Genomic DNA, 13,703 nt, shown 5'->3' on the forward strand with positions numbered 1-13,703 from the left:
GCCAGCGCGCCCCACAAGTAGCCGGTGATCGGTTTGTGCGTCTCAGACGGCAAGTGCTCTGGGCTGTTCATGGCAGACTCTCCGCGTGCTGTGCCGGTTCGGTTGGCATGGCGGCCAGTTGCATTTCGAGGCTGGCCAGGGCCTCGCGCCGACGCTCGACGAGTTGCCGCAACACGGCAAGCTGCGCAGACGCACCGTCACCGTCCGCAGCATCCAGCGCCCGGCACAGCCGCGCCAATGCGCCGAGGCCGATGCCCGCCTCGAAGGCGGCCCGCACGAAGCACAGTCGCTGCAAGGCGGCGTCATCGAACAGGCCGTAGCCACCCGTGGTGCAGGCGACTGGCCGCAGCAATCCGCGCAGCAGGTAGTCGCGCACGATATGCACGCTCACCCCGGCATCAAGGGCCAGCCGGGACACCGTGTAGGCGTTCATCGAACACCTCCTTTTGGTCGGTTCACGGCAATGCATATACCGTTTCGCCGAGTTCAATCCGCGCGCTGCGAATCCGATGCCGGTGCCGTAGAACATTGGGTCGATATCCGATCACGGTGTCCTAGATGACATGGTCTGCAACAGATGTCGATTAAACTCCTGGCCCAAGCCGAAAGCCTCGTGGACACTGACGATCGCCAATCCTTCCAATCCTTGATGCTTGGAGGCCCAGTCTTCCGCCGTCGGGACAGATGCAAAGAAATGTACATGGCAACAGAAGGACTGACGAACGTCGGCTGCTTCCTGCGGCAATACCAAGGACACCGCCATGCCGGCAGGTTCGACAGCCTGTATCTCGCTGGGTGAAACCGTGAGTGAAACGGGTGCTCCGGTTGCAGCGCAATGCGATGAGACGCGAGCTGTACGGCCGATCAGCGCCGGAAATATCAAGGTGTCCAGCGCGCACCAGGCATACAGACGGCGGTCGTCAATTTCAAAGACATACGAAGTCTCGCGCAAGGTGAGGCCGTAGCCGATGATGTTCCCATCTTTGTCATATTCGGTACTGGTGGCCTGTTCGAGTACGGCGGCCACTCGCTCAGCGGGCCAGTCGAGAATCCCGGCAAGTGTCGTTCGTGAAACCGGACGCCCCTTGGCGAGTTCCCGCAGTAGCGGGACCAAGAGATCCGCAGTACAATTGGTACGATTGACCGAAGTGAGACGTTCTAAAATATATGGGGCGAGCTTCATGGTTCCATCTCCTTTCATCCTGCGCAGCAGGACAATTGTTTGACATCCTGAATTGGATAGCGTAACCTTACTTCCGTACTCATGTACGGAGTCAAGCGATATGCAAATTAATTTTGAGAATCTGACCATTGGCGTTTTTGCCAAGGCGGCCGGGGTCAATGTGGAGACCATCCGGTTCTACCAGCGCAAGGGCCTGCTGCCGGAGCCAGACAAGCCCTATGGCAGCATTCGCCGCTATGGCGAGGCGGATGTAACACGAGTGCGGTTCGTGAAATCGGCCCAGCGGCTGGGCTTTAGCCTGGACGAAATCGCCGAGCTACTGCGGCTGGAGGATGGCACCCATTGCGAGGAAGCCAGCGGCCTGGCCGAGCACAAGCTCAAGGATGTGCGCGAGAAGATGGCCGACTTGGCACGCATGGAGGCCGTGCTGTCTGAACTGATGTGCGCCTGCCATGCGCGGAAAGGGAACGTTTCCTGCCCGCTGATTGCGTCACTGCAAGACGGAACGAAGCTCGCTGCATCGGCGCGGGGGAGTCACGGGGTGACTACGCCTTAGCGTGCTTTATTTTCCGAATTCTGAGACGACCCCTAGATGCCTGGTCAAGACTGCATACTTGCAGTTTTGACCAAGCATCGGAATATAATTTTAAGCAATAAAAAAGCCAGTATAGAGCTGGCTTTTTTATTCAATGATCTTAAAAACAATATTATGTAGCAACTTCACAAAAAGATAATAATCAGCAGGTTACAGTGAGAAACCTAGATTAACTCGGCATCCTATTGTGAAAATCAATAGCAAAATCTGATTCAGATCGTGGTTCGGTATTGTAGAATTTGAAGCCTAAACATTTAACTTCCTTATAACCATGCTCTTTAACTTCATTTAAGAACTCAACATAGTTTTGTGAATCATCTTGATCTGCATCAAAAACAATTTGGCTTTCATCATCCAAACTAATCAATACTTCCTCTTTCCAAGTATCCTTTTCAAGCAAATGACCACCTTTAGGCTCAATTAAGCATTGATAGTACATTTCACTATTTTCAGCATCATTAATGATCAGCATGTAGTCAGGGCTGAATCTACGACCATCTTTGGCGATCAGGGCCGGCCAGTCGATACGGGTCTCGCCGGCAATGCCTTTGCCATGCATGCGACGGGCGTGGTCCGCCGCGGTGGCGCCGCCTACGAGCATTTTTTTGGGATCGCACCCGCGCAGTGCGCACGTGCCACCAAAGGGGCGGAAATCAATCACCGCAACACTCCATCCGGCAGCCCGCACACGCATCGCGGCGACCATCGCTGCCGTCCCGGTGCCAATAATCACAAGGTTGTATCGTTTCATCATTCACTCTCCTAATTCGATAAAATAGGTGCGTTCCGCGGAACGCCAGGATGCGAAGCACACGACCACTCGGACTTTCTAAAGCGTGCAAAGTTGCCGCCACCGACTGGTCCATCGAAGGCAGCACTGCTGCAATACCTGGCTTGGAGCGCTCAACCTGGCTCTGTAACCGTTGCAAGGCAGTCACTTCGGTCCTGCCCGGCGATGATCAGGCACTTCGCCTGAAAGCGCGGATCCCTCGTGCCAAGGACAGGATGAACAGCCCCGTCAGGGCGACTGCCGCGATGACCCGATGCTTTCCGAGGAGCCAGCTGCCCCCTGTGCCGGGGAGTACAACGGCGAGCACCGGCAGGTGGCAGGGACATGTGAGCACCGCAAGCGCGCCCCAAAGGTAGCCGCTGAGCGGCTTGGGTGTGTCGGGGGGAATGCGCTCCTGACTATTCATACAGGAAGCGCCGACGCGCCATGCGCCAATTCAGTCAACTGGGCTTCCAGGTTCGCCAGCGCTTGGCGGCGGCGCTCGACGAGCTGGCGCAGCACGGCAAGCTGCGCGGCCGCTTCCTCGGAGTCCGCAGCATCCAGCGCCCGGCACAGCTGCGCCAACGCATCCAGGCCGATACCCGCCTCGAAGGCCGCCCGTACGAAGCACAGCCGTTGCAAGGCAGCATCGTCGAACAGGCCGTAGCCGCCAGGGGTGCACGCCACGGGCCAGGCGGAACCCGCCGCTGTTTTTCCAAAGTCCTTGACTCCGTACTTAGCTCCGGACGTACGATCATGTTTTCGATGGATCTTGCAAAGGAGAATTTATGTCTGAGCCGCAAAAAGGCCGCGGCGCCCTGTTTGCTGGTGGGCTGGCCGCCATTCTTGCGTCGGCCTGCTGCCTGGGGCCGTTGGTGTTGGTCATGTTGGGATTCAGCGGCGCTTGGATGAGTAACTTGGCGGCATTGGATCCTTACCGCCCCATCTTTCTCGGTGCGGCATTGATAGCAATGTTCTTTGCCTACCGCCGCATCTTCCGGACTACGCAAGCATGCGAGCCTGGCGATGTATGCGCTGCCCCACAAGCCAAGACGTCGTACAAAGTCATCTTTTGGATTGTGGCTGCGCTAGTTGTCGTTGCACTAACGTTCCCGTATGTAATGCCCCTGTTCTACTAATTGAGGAAAAATCATGAAAAAACTGCTTACCGCTCTTGCCCTTGCCGCTACCTTCGCTGTCCCTGCCTGGGCCGCCACGCAGACGGTCACGTTGTCCGTTCCCGGAATGTCCTGCGCGACTTGCCCTATCACCGTGAAGAAGGCGCTGAGCAAGGTAGAGGGCGTTAGCAAGATCGAGGTCGACTACGCAACCAAGCTGGCTGTTGTGACGTTCGACGATGCGAAAACCAGCGTCCAGGCATTGAACAAGGCGACGACGGACGTGGGCTACCCTTCTGAACTGAAGAAATAAGGCATCAAATGACGGCGGCGTCGCCAGAGCCAGATAGAGATGTTGTTCTGGCGATTCTACTGTCAGTCATTCCGTGCACAACCTGTAAATGACGTACGGAGCCTGTTCGCTGATGCGAAAAACTGATCCAGTTACCGAGGCGTTGTACGACTCGGCTTGGGCATAACGGATGAAAGAGAGAGCAAAATGCAAGAATTAAACGAAGTTGGTCTGAGCGTGGCGGGCATGACTTGCCCAAGTTGCACAAAGCACGTTGAGGACGCGCTGCTGGCGGTTCCCGGCGTGATACGAGCGTCTGTCGATTATCCGGCGAACAGGGCGCAGGTCACGGGCAATAGGCTTGACGTATCGGCACTCGTGACGGCAGTGGGGGCACTTGGTTATCGTGCTAAGCCTGCAGACGAAGTGGAAAGCAAAAGGCGCAGTGCTGAACGGCCAGGACTTCTTGGCAGAGCCGCCCAGTGGCTGAGCGGTGACCGCGCGGTGGAGGAGCTGGCCGGTCAGTTACATGTGGCGGTTATCGGTAGCGGCGGAGCCGCTGTGGCGGCTGCGCTCAAAGCGGCGGAAAACGGTGCCCGGGTCACGCTGATCGAGCGCGGGACTATCGGCGGCACCTGCGTCAACGTGGGTTGCGTTCCCTCCAAGATCATGATTCGGGCAGCCCATATCGCTCATCTGCGCCGTGAAAGTCCTTTTGACGTGGGACTGTCGGCAACGCCCCCAGTTGTCCTGCGTGACCGTCTGCTGGCGCAACAGCAGGCCCGTGTGGACGAGCTGCGTCATGCTAAATATGAAAGCATCCTCGAAAGCAATCCGTCGATCAATCTGGTGCGAGGCAGCGCCCGATTCAAGGATGGCCAAACGCTTATCGTGGAAGCGGCAGAAGGTGACACTCGCGAAGTGGCCTTCGATCGCTGTCTCATTGCCACTGGTGCAAGCGCTGCCATCCCGCCGTTGCCTGGTCTTGCAGGAACGCCATATTGGACGTCCACCGAAGCCCTGGTTAGCGAAGCCATTCCTAAACGGCTGGCAGTAATTGGCGCCTCGGTCGTAGCACTGGAACTGGCACAAGCGTTTGCGCGCTTGGGCAGCGAGGTGACGGTCCTGGCCCGGCGCACCTTGTTTGCCAGTGACGACCCTGCCATTGGCGAGGCCGTGACTGCAGCTTTCCGTGCGGAAGGCATCACGGTGCTGACACAGACGCAGGCGAGTGCCGTGACCTATTGCGACCGCCAATTCATCCTGACGACCGCGCAGGGCGAGTTAAAGGTGGATCAATTGCTTGTTGCCACCGGCCGCACGCCAAATACCGCAAGCCTGAATCTCGAGCGCGCAGGTGTGACGTTTGACTCGCAACATCGCATCCTGATCGATCAAGGCATGCGCACGAGTGCTTCGAACATTTACGCAGCTGGCGACTGCACTGACCAGCCTCAGTACGTCTACGTTGCAGCCGCGGCTGGTACCCGGGCTGGCATTAATATGACCGGCGGCGACGTAAAGCTCGATCTCGACGCCATGCCGGCAGTCGTGTTCACCGATCCGCAAGTTGCCACGGTAGGCTACAGTGAAGCAGAGGCCCAGCGCATTGGTCTGCAAACCGAAAGCCGTACGCTCACGCTCGACAATGTGCCGCGTGCACTCGCCAACTTCGACACGCGCGGCTTTATCAAGCTTGTCGCTGAGGTTGGATCTGGACGCATTCTTGGGGTTCAGGCTGTGACACCGGAAGCAGGCGAGATCATCCAGACTGCCGCAATTGCGATCCGTGCCCGCATGACCGTCCAAGATCTCGCCAACCAACTTTTCCCCTACCTCACCATGGTTGAAGGTCTCAAACTGGTGGCGCAGACTTTCTCGAAAGATGTGACACAGCTATCGTGCTGTGCCGGCTAAACCTTGGGCACGAAAACAGCGACAGAGGAGCTTTTATGTTTTGCGACATCAGACTGACAGCACGTTGCGCACGTGCTTCCCTAACCATCCTGCTGGCGAGTACCGCAACGTTAGGCATGCCAAACAATGCGCTGGCGGCTTATGATTTTTCTAAGCTCGGCGCCGCGATTGAAACATTGTCGCCAGAGACCGTCAGTGATTGGGAAAAGAAGGCCAGGGCTGGCGATGCCATGGCTCAGAACATCATGGGTCTTGCCTACAAATGCGGTATGGGCGTAAAGCAAAACCACGCGGCATCGATCCAGTGGTTCCGCAGGGCGGCCGAGCAGGGTGAAGCCGATGCACAGTTCAACCTCGGGCGCCTCTACGGAAGTGAAGTCGACGGTATGTATAAGAATGGGCGTGCGGCTCCTGCCAACGATGCAGAGGCTTTCAAGTGGTACCGCCTCGCTGCCGAGCAGGGACACACGCAGGCTCAAGTCAGGCTGGCCCAGCTGTTTGCAAAGGGTCTTACCGACATCGCGCCCGACCAGGTGCAGGCATACCAGTGGATGAGTCTGGCCGCAGCGTCGGGAGAACCGACAGCAGCAAAAGTCGTTGCAGACTATGCAGCTCAAATGAAGCCCGAACAGTTACAGCAAGCCCAGCTGCTGGCCGAGGAATGGCAACGCCGGCAAGGCACAAAGTAATTCGTCTTTTTTAAGCGCAGGACGTAACCGCCGAGTAAGGTTTATCTCGGTTGATCGCTGCCCGATATAACAGGTGGAAAATGGACAAGACTATTTATTCCAAAAAGATTGCCGAAAGCCTTTCATCTGGCAATCATCCTAAAGAGTTCGCAACGCTCTTTGTCGCGCTGCTCCGACAGCTAGCGATGGGGGGACCTGTATCACGCGAAAAGCTCGCCGGCGCACTCGGATGGTCTGGAGCGAGAGTTGCAACGGTACTTGAGCAGGCACCTGGTACGGAATATGACGACGAGGCCAATATCATTGGACTGGGCCTGACGCTACGCGAAACCCCTCACGTTTTTGAAGTGGATGGCCGCCGTTTATACACCTGGTGTGCGCTCGACACCTTGATGTTTCCCGCTTTGATTGGCAAAACAGCCCGTGTCACGTCGCGCTGTGCTGCCACCGGCAGGCCGATTACGCTCACAGTTGCGCCAGAAGCAGTGCTTCATGTCGAACCGGCAGAAGCAATGGTTTCACTGCGAACTCCGGATGCTTCACCCGACATTCGCTGTTCCTTTTGCTGTCATGTGCATTTTTTTGCATCGCCTTCTGTTGCAAATGCATGGGCTTCGACGCACCCGGGGATAGAGCTCGTGCCTGTCGAGAATGCATTCGGTCTCGGACATCTGATCGCGCATAAGCTGTTAGAAGACAGCGAGCGAAACACGGCATGAATGCCTACTCGATTTCGAAGCTTGCTGAAGATGCAGGCGTAAGCGTGCATGTTGTGCGCGACTACTTGATGCGCGGGTTGTTGCATCCCGCCTGGCGAACCGAAGGTGGCTACAACGTTTTCGATGCCAAAACACTGGAACGGTTGCGTTTCCTGCGCGGGCACTGTTGCAAATAGGCTGACATGATAAGCTAAATATCTTATTTATTTCGAGATACAGCAGATGAATCCCTTCCATGGTCGGCACTTTCAAGGTGAAATCATTCTTTGGGCTGTTCGTTGGTATTGTAAATATGGCATCAGCTATCGTGAACTTCAAGAAATGCTCGCTGAACGGGGTGTGAATGTTGACCACACCACAATTTATCGTTGGGTTCAGCGTTATGGGTAATCCCCCCTAAAAATAAAAGGATCTAAAAGTAGAATTTTCTCTTAAGATACGAGCAGGAGATTCTGCATGAAAACATCTAAATTTACTGACAGCCAGATCATGTCCATTTTAAAACAGGCGGAGTCTGGCACACCTGTAGCCACCCTTTGTCGTGAACATGGCATGAGTAATGCCACGTTTTATAAATGGCGTGCCAGATATGGCGGTATGGATACCTCATTGATGGCTCGACTGAAAGAGCTGGAAGCAGAAAATACCAGACTAAAAAAAATGTATGCTGAAGAGCGATTAAAGGCAGAGATTGTTCAGGAAGCAATGTCAAAAAAGTGGTGAAGCCATCTTGCCGACGTCAGATGGCTCAACAAGCCGTTGCCCTGCATGCGGTTAGTATCCGTTTAGCTTGCTCTGCATTTGGCATTAGTGAAACCTGCTACCGTTATCAGGCTAAACTTTGCGATGACAATGCATTAATTGCTAAACAGCTCATTGAACTCACTGAGGCAAATTCCGATTGGGGATTTGGTCTGTGCTTCTCATATTTACGACATGTTGAGAATCACTGCTGGAATCACAAGCGGGTTTACCGCATTTACTGTGAGTTGGCACTAAATCTGCGTATTAAACCGAGAAGAAGACTAAAACGGCACGCGCCTGAACCATTGAAAGAACCAATCCGAGAAAATCAGGTCTGGTCATTAGATTTTATGCATGATCAGCTGATCGATGGTCGAAAGTTCCGATTATTAAATGTGATTGATGACTACCGTCGAGAAGGCTTAGCGATTGAAGCAGGATTCTCATTACCTACAATCCGAGTTATTCGTACGTTGAATCAGTTGCTGGAGTGGCGAGAAAAGCCGTTAGTTATTCGGTGTGACAATGGCCCGGAGTTTATCAGTCATGAATTTGTACGCTGGGCTACTGAGCACGGTATTCGTATTGAATATATTCAACCAGGTAAGCCACAGCAGAATGCGTATATTGAACGTTATAATCGGACTATACGTTATAGCTGGCTAAGCAAGCATCTATTTGACACACTGGAAGAAGTACAAGATTATGCAACAAACTGGTTGTGGCATTACAACCATGAAAGACCACATCAAGCTAACAAAGGAAAGCCACCTCTAAGGGCTGCTTAACCTCTACTTTTAACTTCGGTTATTTATGGGAGGATTACCATAACTTAAAGCAGAATAGGGAGGCTTTAAGGATGTAAATAAGATATGTGAAGGAATTTCTTTTCGGATTTCATTTATATAGATTTGAAGAATTCTGTAGTCTCGTTCCTGCAGTTTAATTACTCGGTACGAATATTCATTTTTGATTTTTGGCTTTTTTGATCGATCATCGAACTCATCATCTGTATTTGTAATAATTAAACTAAAACTATGATTCTGAATTGATTTTTTAATAGAGTTGGTTGTTAGTAGCATAAGCTCACCAATTCTAAGACCATAGTTGAGCATGAGATGTATGATCAGAAAGTTTCTGAGTTGTACATTTTTAGATCTAAAAGGATTTAATTCATTGTATTTATTAGAGTTACTTGGTGAAATGACTGAATACAATCCTTTAATCATTTCCTGATTCATGCTCTTAAAATTATGATTTATCTCACTTTTAATTGTCTTATTGGCTTTTGAAAAATTATTTATAATTTTTTTCTTTATTGTCATATATTTATTCAAGTTTTCTTTAATTTTTTGAATTTCCTTCAACGTAAGTTGTGGCTGTGATTGCATGCTTAAGTATTCATTAATCAAGAAGTTGTAAAACTTTAAGAAGGATCTAACTCTATGACCAATTGTTGTGTAATTAATATGTTCTGAATTGCTTAGCCGTATAAGATTACTTTCAAGTTTTTTATTATTTTCTAAGTAAACAATGAAATTATCAATTTCACATTGAATGATCTCAAAATTATAGGATGTCGAATAGAACGACTCACAAAAGGACGTGGCAAACTTTTCAAACCAAAATTCATACCAAAATTTTATTGCGATTAAATCTGCATGCTGCGTAGAGATACTTTGAAATCTAAGAAATTTCATGGTGTACAGCATAGGGTACATACATGGACAGAATGAATCTAAATCAAATAAAAGAATAATTTGATTTTCGTTTGAGACTTTCTTTTCTAAATGAATTGTTTTTAAAGCAAACATAGTAAAGTTTATGAATTATTCTTAAGGTCAACATATCATATTTTATGATTGAAATAGAAATTAGTTAAGTTATTGAATCTTAGTTCAAGAAAGAAAAATATGAAGTTATTGTTAGGTGTATCGGATTTAACATAATCAATATTATACGAAGGAGTAGAAAAGGCACTACCCCACAATTTTTTTCTCTCAAAATGTCATTCACTGTCATTTTTTAGTGGCAAGTACCAGGTGCAATTCTTTTTACGGTGTATTACACCGTAGATGTTTTGAGTGAGCTTAGCTGGCACCGTAAAAGTTTTGATCGACAAAATATCCAAAGTCAACTGGACTGTTAATCCATTTGCTAAACAAAACGTGAAACAGCAAATTATTGTAGTCTATATATTTTTCATAATTGTTCACGATACCTAAGTTCAGCAAGTTTTTTTCAAACTCAATGCGTTCAATGGGTTCTGATTTCACAAATGCATGGATGGATGCTTTGATTACATGATAATTATAACTTTCTGATGGACATTGACGTTCACATGAAATAATTCCAGCTTCAATGAACAAATTAATATTACGCTGCCAAGAACGTCCGTGAATGTGGTAATTCAGGCAGTCACCAAGTTTTTGCAGATCTGACAATTTAAAGGATTTGTTTTGGCAAACTGCAAAATATGTAAAGGTAAAATAACGATATGAAATATCTTTTTTTAATATCTTAAACTTAGGATTGTCATAAAAGTTAACATTAGCATTCGTTCTATATATTTTAAGGAACAGCTCACCATACTTACTTAATCTATAATATTTAGATGAGCGACAAGTAGAACGCCCTAGATCCTCTATCATCCCCAATTGGACCCAATTTTTAATAAGACGCTGAATAGAACGAACGAGCCATTTAGACTTATAACCCTCTAATTCATCTATATAGGTGCCTTTCAGGAAGTGAACACTCAATGGTCGTGGGTGATGTTCTACAAACTGAGTGAACAGTCGATGTATAAATTTTATATCCAAAATTGTATTTAGAGCTCTCATGATAAGTACTTTAAAACCATCTTAAAACCATCTTAAAACCATTTTAACAAAACCTTTTAAACCTTTTAATTTTTTTTAAATTAAATATACTTAAAACCATAATAATAGCTTAAAGGGTTTTAATTGTGCTAAAGCTAAAATGTATATCGATATTAGCAATGTCAATCATTACACAATCTATCTTTGCTGAAAATTCAGTAGTACTTGATGTTGGCCATTCACCAAAACAAGCTGGATCTACTGCAGCTAACGGCTATCCTGAATACACTTACAACCTTAGCATGGTCAATTCTATTGAATACTTTCTTAAATCGCGTCATGTCCAAGTGCTCAGATCTTCAGTGAATGAAGATAAAGTCTCACTGGTTCAACGTGCGACCAGATACCCTAATGCTAATCTTTTTATTTCGGTGCACCACGACTCAATACCTACTGAGCTGACCAAGTACAAGAATCAACTCAAAGGTTTTTCAATTTTTGTATCAAAGAAAAATCCAGAATACGGAAAAAGTTTGAAATGCGCCAATCTCATTGGCCAGAACCTAAAATCAATTGGTGAAAGCCCTTCTACTTACCATGGCATTAATATACCAGGTGAAAACAAAAAGCTTTTGACCTCAAATGGCGTATATCAATATGACAATCTAGTGGTCCTGAAGAAATCACAAAAGCCGGCGGTTTTAATTGAGATCGGCGTGATTGCCAATCCTGAAGAAGCAAATCGCTTATCTAATCAGAAAGTAATCTGGAAAATATCTGAAAATATTGCTCAGTCGATACAGCAATGTTTAAACCAATAAGGTGCATGCTGCAGTAATCAATATGCACCCCTCTAGAATTAGAATCTTATGCCGACCGTTTCACCATCATCATTGACCGCACCAGCATCATAAGTGTTATGCCATACGCCATTAATCATGACCAAGTGTGGCGCCCAAAATGACACTGTTTGAATATTATGCAAAACATCATCTGGCGTATCGAAACTAGAAGCACCTATATAGCGGAAGAACATCAAGTTTTCGCCTAGTTCTTCAATATACATTTCAGGATCAAAGTCATCCAAAAACTCTTTATCTTCACGTATCACTTCGTTTAACTCAGTTTCAACGAGTTTGAGTAAAGCGGTAGGCGTAGGTAAACCATCATAAGCCCATTCAGACTCTTTACCTTCAAGTTCCATCCCATCTTTAATATCAAATGCAGCGACATATCCAGTAAAGTAATTTTCAGCTTGCGAGAAGTTATTCGGCATGTCTTGATAGTATCTATCAAGTACGGTCTTAATCTTTGCCAAGGTTGCATCAATCGTACTTTGAATTGCACTTTCAGCACGTTCTTGAGCTGTACCTCTTTGCTTAGCTTGCCCCATGTGTACCCCCTGATTATTCACATTTTGACTAGTATTTTATTTCTAAAGCCTATTGTTTCAGCACTTTAAACCGATTCAGTATATACCAAAGGTTTGCTATTTATATTTCATATATACGATAAGTCTCAAATACTACAAATGGCTTGGTAGCTAAGTGATATAACATGTTTTTGTGCTTCAGGCTTTACAATGCTTTTCTCAGATTATCTAGACCAACATGCCGTTATTCTTGCGCTATGTTTGGCAATCTGCATATCTTCAGTTGTGGTTTATACAAAGTATAGAACTCTACGCGCCGTTTATCTTACTGGTGCATCCCTATTCACTTTAACCGCCACAATATTTCTATCGATCGGATTTTATTTAACTACATTGGATGTATCTGCTTCAGATAGAAAGGAGATCCAAAGCATTATTTCTCAAGTGAGCCAAGACAAAAATATCGCTTCAGCAATTGAACTCAATCAAAGAAATAACTATGAATTATTGGTTGCAGTATCTCAAAAGAAAAACCTTACCTACTCAGATCTAGGCAGTATTCAATATGGCCAAGTACGTGACACAGTAAATTTGACGAAATATTCTCAATACAAAACTTTGGTGAATGCTGAGTACTAATATTTATTGTTGTTTGCGTTGTTCAAGAACACTGATTTATGCACTACTCGTTGTTCTTCCTCATATCGTATCACTTCATGAGCCACGCAATATAGAGATATATTTCTTAGACATTGTTTCCATAAAAGTTCTGGATAGAGTTTTGTATAGGTCAGGAATGTTCTTTTCCCAAAACAACAATATTTCACCCTTCGTTTTGCATAATTTAAAATCATCGGTATTGGTGAGATCCTCTACCTGTTGAATCATCACTTCCCTTTCTTTTTCTTTGGCTTGTTTTTCTAAAACTTTTTGTTCCTTGATTTTGTCTTGTTCAGACAAAAAGTTCCTACTTTTCTCGCGTTTTTCACTGTCAGTAATGAACTTAACCAAGTGGAATAAATGTTCCATCCATTCATCCGTATGGGTTAAGCCAAGGATGCAACCATTTAGATTAAAGCCAACATTAACCAGGCCTATATCTGATGATGTTTTATTTCTGATATTCAAAATGACATCTTCATCCAGTTCATTTTCTGCAATGAATTCGTCTATATAGTGTTGGTACTCTGGAGATAGAAAACCGTCAAAGGTATATCGAACAACGGTGGTGTATCAAAAAGTATGCTAAAAAAAAGCAGGTTGAATTTTGATAAAATAGAGAAATGCAAATAACTCTAGAAATCAAATGTCCAACCTGCCTCAGTGACAGTATAAAGAAAAATGGCATCAAAGTAGATGGGAAACAAAACTACCAATGCAAAGACTGCAAACGTCAGTTTATTGGTGACCATGCTCTGAGCTATCTAGGATGTAATTCTGGCATTACTCGTAAAATATTACAGTTAATGGTCAGAGGCAGCGG

General features: G+C 47.2%; 17 protein-coding genes and 5 pseudogenes. 12 read left to right on the plus strand and 10 right to left on the minus strand.

The window, feature by feature from the left end; translation table 11 throughout:
• From ACNPNW_RS05780 to merB (ACNPNW_RS05790), 3 genes and pseudogenes are all read right to left on the minus strand, one after another.
• Nucleotides 1–71 (minus strand): annotated as a pseudogene (locus tag ACNPNW_RS05780) (broad-spectrum mercury transporter MerE); the annotation flags it as partial.
• The gene (merD, locus tag ACNPNW_RS05785) at nucleotides 68–433 is read right to left on the minus strand and encodes a mercury resistance co-regulator MerD (RefSeq protein WP_010591789.1); all 366 of its coding nucleotides are present in this window, start codon (nucleotides 431–433) and stop codon (nucleotides 68–70) included. The gene merD (ACNPNW_RS05785) and the pseudogene ACNPNW_RS05780, both read right to left, overlap by 4 nt.
• A 111-nt stretch (nucleotides 434–544) precedes the next feature.
• A complete protein-coding gene (gene merB / locus ACNPNW_RS05790) occupies nucleotides 545–1,183 on the minus strand; it encodes an organomercurial lyase MerB (protein ID WP_448766699.1) in 639 nt (212 codons plus the stop codon).
• A 100-nt stretch (nucleotides 1,184–1,283) separates the two neighbouring features.
• Here merB (ACNPNW_RS05790) and merR point away from each other — a divergent pair, with 100 nt between their 5' ends.
• The gene (gene merR, locus ACNPNW_RS05795; RefSeq protein ID WP_001166626.1) at nucleotides 1,284–1,739 is read left to right on the plus strand and encodes a mercury resistance transcriptional regulator MerR; all 456 of its coding nucleotides are present in this window, start codon (nucleotides 1,284–1,286) and stop codon (nucleotides 1,737–1,739) included.
• A gap of 208 nt (nucleotides 1,740–1,947) precedes the next feature.
• Here the strand turns inward: merR and ACNPNW_RS05800 are convergent, their stop codons facing one another.
• From ACNPNW_RS05800 to merD (ACNPNW_RS05810), 3 genes and pseudogenes are all read right to left on the minus strand, one after another.
• Nucleotides 1,948–2,532 carry an FAD-dependent oxidoreductase gene (locus ACNPNW_RS05800; RefSeq protein ID WP_228129500.1) on the minus strand — a complete coding sequence of 195 codons (585 nt, stop codon included), beginning with the start codon at nucleotides 2,530–2,532 and terminating at the stop codon, nucleotides 1,948–1,950.
• A gap of 205 nt (nucleotides 2,533–2,737) precedes the next feature.
• Entirely contained in the window at nucleotides 2,738–2,974 is a 237-nt protein-coding gene (merE, locus tag ACNPNW_RS05805; protein WP_010591735.1) for a broad-spectrum mercury transporter MerE, read from the minus strand.
• Nucleotides 2,971–3,237: pseudogene (merD, locus tag ACNPNW_RS05810) on the minus strand (mercuric resistance transcriptional repressor MerD); the annotation flags it as partial. The gene merE and the pseudogene merD (ACNPNW_RS05810), both read right to left, overlap by 4 nt.
• Nucleotides 3,238–3,335: 98 nt before the next feature.
• On the opposite strand from merD (ACNPNW_RS05810), the gene merT reads away from it, so the two are divergent.
• The 8 genes and pseudogenes from merT (at nucleotide 3,336) to ACNPNW_RS05850 (ending at nucleotide 8,814) form a co-directional block, all read left to right on the plus strand.
• Nucleotides 3,336–3,686 (plus strand): mercuric ion transporter MerT, encoded by a 351-nt coding sequence (gene merT / locus ACNPNW_RS05815; protein WP_005028429.1) that lies wholly within the window; start codon nucleotides 3,336–3,338, stop codon nucleotides 3,684–3,686.
• 13 nt (nucleotides 3,687–3,699) lie between these two features.
• Nucleotides 3,700–3,978 (plus strand): mercury resistance system periplasmic binding protein MerP, encoded by a 279-nt coding sequence (gene merP / locus ACNPNW_RS05820; protein WP_005028432.1) that lies wholly within the window; start codon nucleotides 3,700–3,702, stop codon nucleotides 3,976–3,978.
• A gap of 186 nt (nucleotides 3,979–4,164) precedes the next feature.
• Nucleotides 4,165–5,874, plus strand: a complete 1,710-nt coding sequence (gene merA / locus ACNPNW_RS05825) for a mercury(II) reductase (protein WP_005028435.1) — start codon at nucleotides 4,165–4,167, stop codon at nucleotides 5,872–5,874.
• Nucleotides 5,875–5,909: 35 nt separating this feature from the next.
• Nucleotides 5,910–6,563 (plus strand): phenylmercury resistance protein MerG, encoded by a 654-nt coding sequence (gene merG / locus ACNPNW_RS05830; protein WP_005028438.1) that lies wholly within the window; start codon nucleotides 5,910–5,912, stop codon nucleotides 6,561–6,563.
• 80 nt (nucleotides 6,564–6,643) lie between these two features.
• Nucleotides 6,644–7,282, plus strand: coding sequence for an organomercurial lyase MerB (gene merB / locus ACNPNW_RS05835; RefSeq protein ID WP_005028440.1), 639 nt, complete (start codon nucleotides 6,644–6,646; stop codon nucleotides 7,280–7,282).
• Nucleotides 7,279–7,440 (plus strand): annotated as a pseudogene (locus ACNPNW_RS05840) (MerR family transcriptional regulator); the annotation flags it as partial. The gene merB (ACNPNW_RS05835) and the pseudogene ACNPNW_RS05840, both read left to right, overlap by 4 nt.
• A 64-nt stretch (nucleotides 7,441–7,504) precedes the next feature.
• Nucleotides 7,505–7,666, plus strand: a pseudogene (locus ACNPNW_RS05845) (IS6 family transposase); the annotation flags it as partial.
• A gap of 72 nt (nucleotides 7,667–7,738) precedes the next feature.
• Nucleotides 7,739–8,814, plus strand: a protein-coding gene (locus tag ACNPNW_RS05850; RefSeq protein ID WP_098733269.1) for an IS3 family transposase whose coding sequence is annotated in 2 segments (ribosomal slippage) — nucleotides 7,739–7,991 and nucleotides 7,991–8,814 — 1,077 coding nt in all. Because the reading frame shifts where the segments join, the coding sequence is not laid out codon by codon here.
• A 33-nt stretch (nucleotides 8,815–8,847) separates the two neighbouring features.
• Here ACNPNW_RS05850 and ACNPNW_RS05855 read toward each other — a convergent pair.
• Together ACNPNW_RS05855 and ACNPNW_RS05860 are read right to left on the minus strand one after the other, a co-directional pair.
• Nucleotides 8,848–9,840: pseudogene (locus ACNPNW_RS05855) on the minus strand (site-specific integrase); the annotation flags it as partial.
• Between the two features lie 276 nt (nucleotides 9,841–10,116).
• Nucleotides 10,117–10,869: a hypothetical protein gene (locus ACNPNW_RS05860; RefSeq protein ID WP_005006271.1), complete on the minus strand. Its 753-nt coding sequence runs from the start codon at nucleotides 10,867–10,869 to the stop codon at nucleotides 10,117–10,119.
• Between the two features lie 158 nt (nucleotides 10,870–11,027).
• Between ACNPNW_RS05860 and ACNPNW_RS05865 the strand changes: the two genes are divergently transcribed.
• Nucleotides 11,028–11,669 carry an N-acetylmuramoyl-L-alanine amidase family protein gene (locus ACNPNW_RS05865; RefSeq protein WP_005028445.1) on the plus strand — a complete coding sequence of 214 codons (642 nt, stop codon included), beginning with the start codon at nucleotides 11,028–11,030 and terminating at the stop codon, nucleotides 11,667–11,669.
• A gap of 38 nt (nucleotides 11,670–11,707) precedes the next feature.
• Here ACNPNW_RS05865 and ACNPNW_RS05870 read toward each other — a convergent pair whose 3' ends face one another.
• Entirely contained in the window at nucleotides 11,708–12,241 is a 534-nt protein-coding gene (locus ACNPNW_RS05870) for a hypothetical protein (protein WP_005006266.1), read from the minus strand.
• Between the two features lie 189 nt (nucleotides 12,242–12,430).
• Here ACNPNW_RS05870 and ACNPNW_RS05875 point away from each other — a divergent pair, with 189 nt between their 5' ends.
• Entirely contained in the window at nucleotides 12,431–12,859 is a 429-nt protein-coding gene (locus tag ACNPNW_RS05875; protein WP_005006263.1) for a hypothetical protein, read from the plus strand.
• A gap of 75 nt (nucleotides 12,860–12,934) precedes the next feature.
• On the opposite strand, the gene ACNPNW_RS05880 is transcribed toward ACNPNW_RS05875, so the two are convergent.
• Nucleotides 12,935–13,348, minus strand: coding sequence for a hypothetical protein (locus ACNPNW_RS05880; RefSeq protein ID WP_010591495.1), 414 nt, complete (start codon nucleotides 13,346–13,348; stop codon nucleotides 12,935–12,937).
• A 155-nt stretch (nucleotides 13,349–13,503) separates the two neighbouring features.
• On the opposite strand from ACNPNW_RS05880, the gene ACNPNW_RS05885 reads away from it, so the two are divergent.
• On the plus strand, nucleotides 13,504–13,703 hold a 200-nt coding region (locus ACNPNW_RS05885; RefSeq protein ID WP_448766370.1), incomplete at its 3' end, for a transposase-like zinc-binding domain-containing protein.

Source organism: Acinetobacter endophylla, from assembly GCF_053543775.1.

Excerpts from the sequence above, each read along its gene's own strand:
- merD (WP_010591789.1), bottom strand. The coding sequence starts at position 433 with ATGAACGCCTACACGGTGTCCCGGCTGGCCCTTGATGCCGGGGTGAGC.
- merB (WP_448766699.1), bottom strand. The coding sequence starts at position 1,183 with ATGAAGCTCGCCCCATATATTTTAGAACGTCTCACTTCGGTCAATCGT.
- merR (WP_001166626.1), top strand. The coding sequence starts at position 1,284 with ATGCAAATTAATTTTGAGAATCTGACCATTGGCGTTTTTGCCAAGGCG.
- ACNPNW_RS05800 (WP_228129500.1), bottom strand. The coding sequence starts at position 2,532 with ATGATGAAACGATACAACCTTGTGATTATTGGCACCGGGACGGCAGCG.
- merE (WP_010591735.1), bottom strand. The coding sequence starts at position 2,974 with ATGAATAGTCAGGAGCGCATTCCCCCCGACACACCCAAGCCGCTCAGC.
- merT (WP_005028429.1), top strand. The coding sequence starts at position 3,336 with ATGTCTGAGCCGCAAAAAGGCCGCGGCGCCCTGTTTGCTGGTGGGCTG.
- merP (WP_005028432.1), top strand. The coding sequence starts at position 3,700 with ATGAAAAAACTGCTTACCGCTCTTGCCCTTGCCGCTACCTTCGCTGTC.
- merA (WP_005028435.1), top strand. The coding sequence starts at position 4,165 with ATGCAAGAATTAAACGAAGTTGGTCTGAGCGTGGCGGGCATGACTTGC.
- merG (WP_005028438.1), top strand. The coding sequence starts at position 5,910 with ATGTTTTGCGACATCAGACTGACAGCACGTTGCGCACGTGCTTCCCTA.
- merB (WP_005028440.1), top strand. The coding sequence starts at position 6,644 with ATGGACAAGACTATTTATTCCAAAAAGATTGCCGAAAGCCTTTCATCT.
- ACNPNW_RS05860 (WP_005006271.1), bottom strand. The coding sequence starts at position 10,869 with ATGAGAGCTCTAAATACAATTTTGGATATAAAATTTATACATCGACTG.
- ACNPNW_RS05865 (WP_005028445.1), top strand. The coding sequence starts at position 11,028 with ATGTCAATCATTACACAATCTATCTTTGCTGAAAATTCAGTAGTACTT.
- ACNPNW_RS05870 (WP_005006266.1), bottom strand. The coding sequence starts at position 12,241 with ATGGGGCAAGCTAAGCAAAGAGGTACAGCTCAAGAACGTGCTGAAAGT.
- ACNPNW_RS05875 (WP_005006263.1), top strand. The coding sequence starts at position 12,431 with ATGCTTTTCTCAGATTATCTAGACCAACATGCCGTTATTCTTGCGCTA.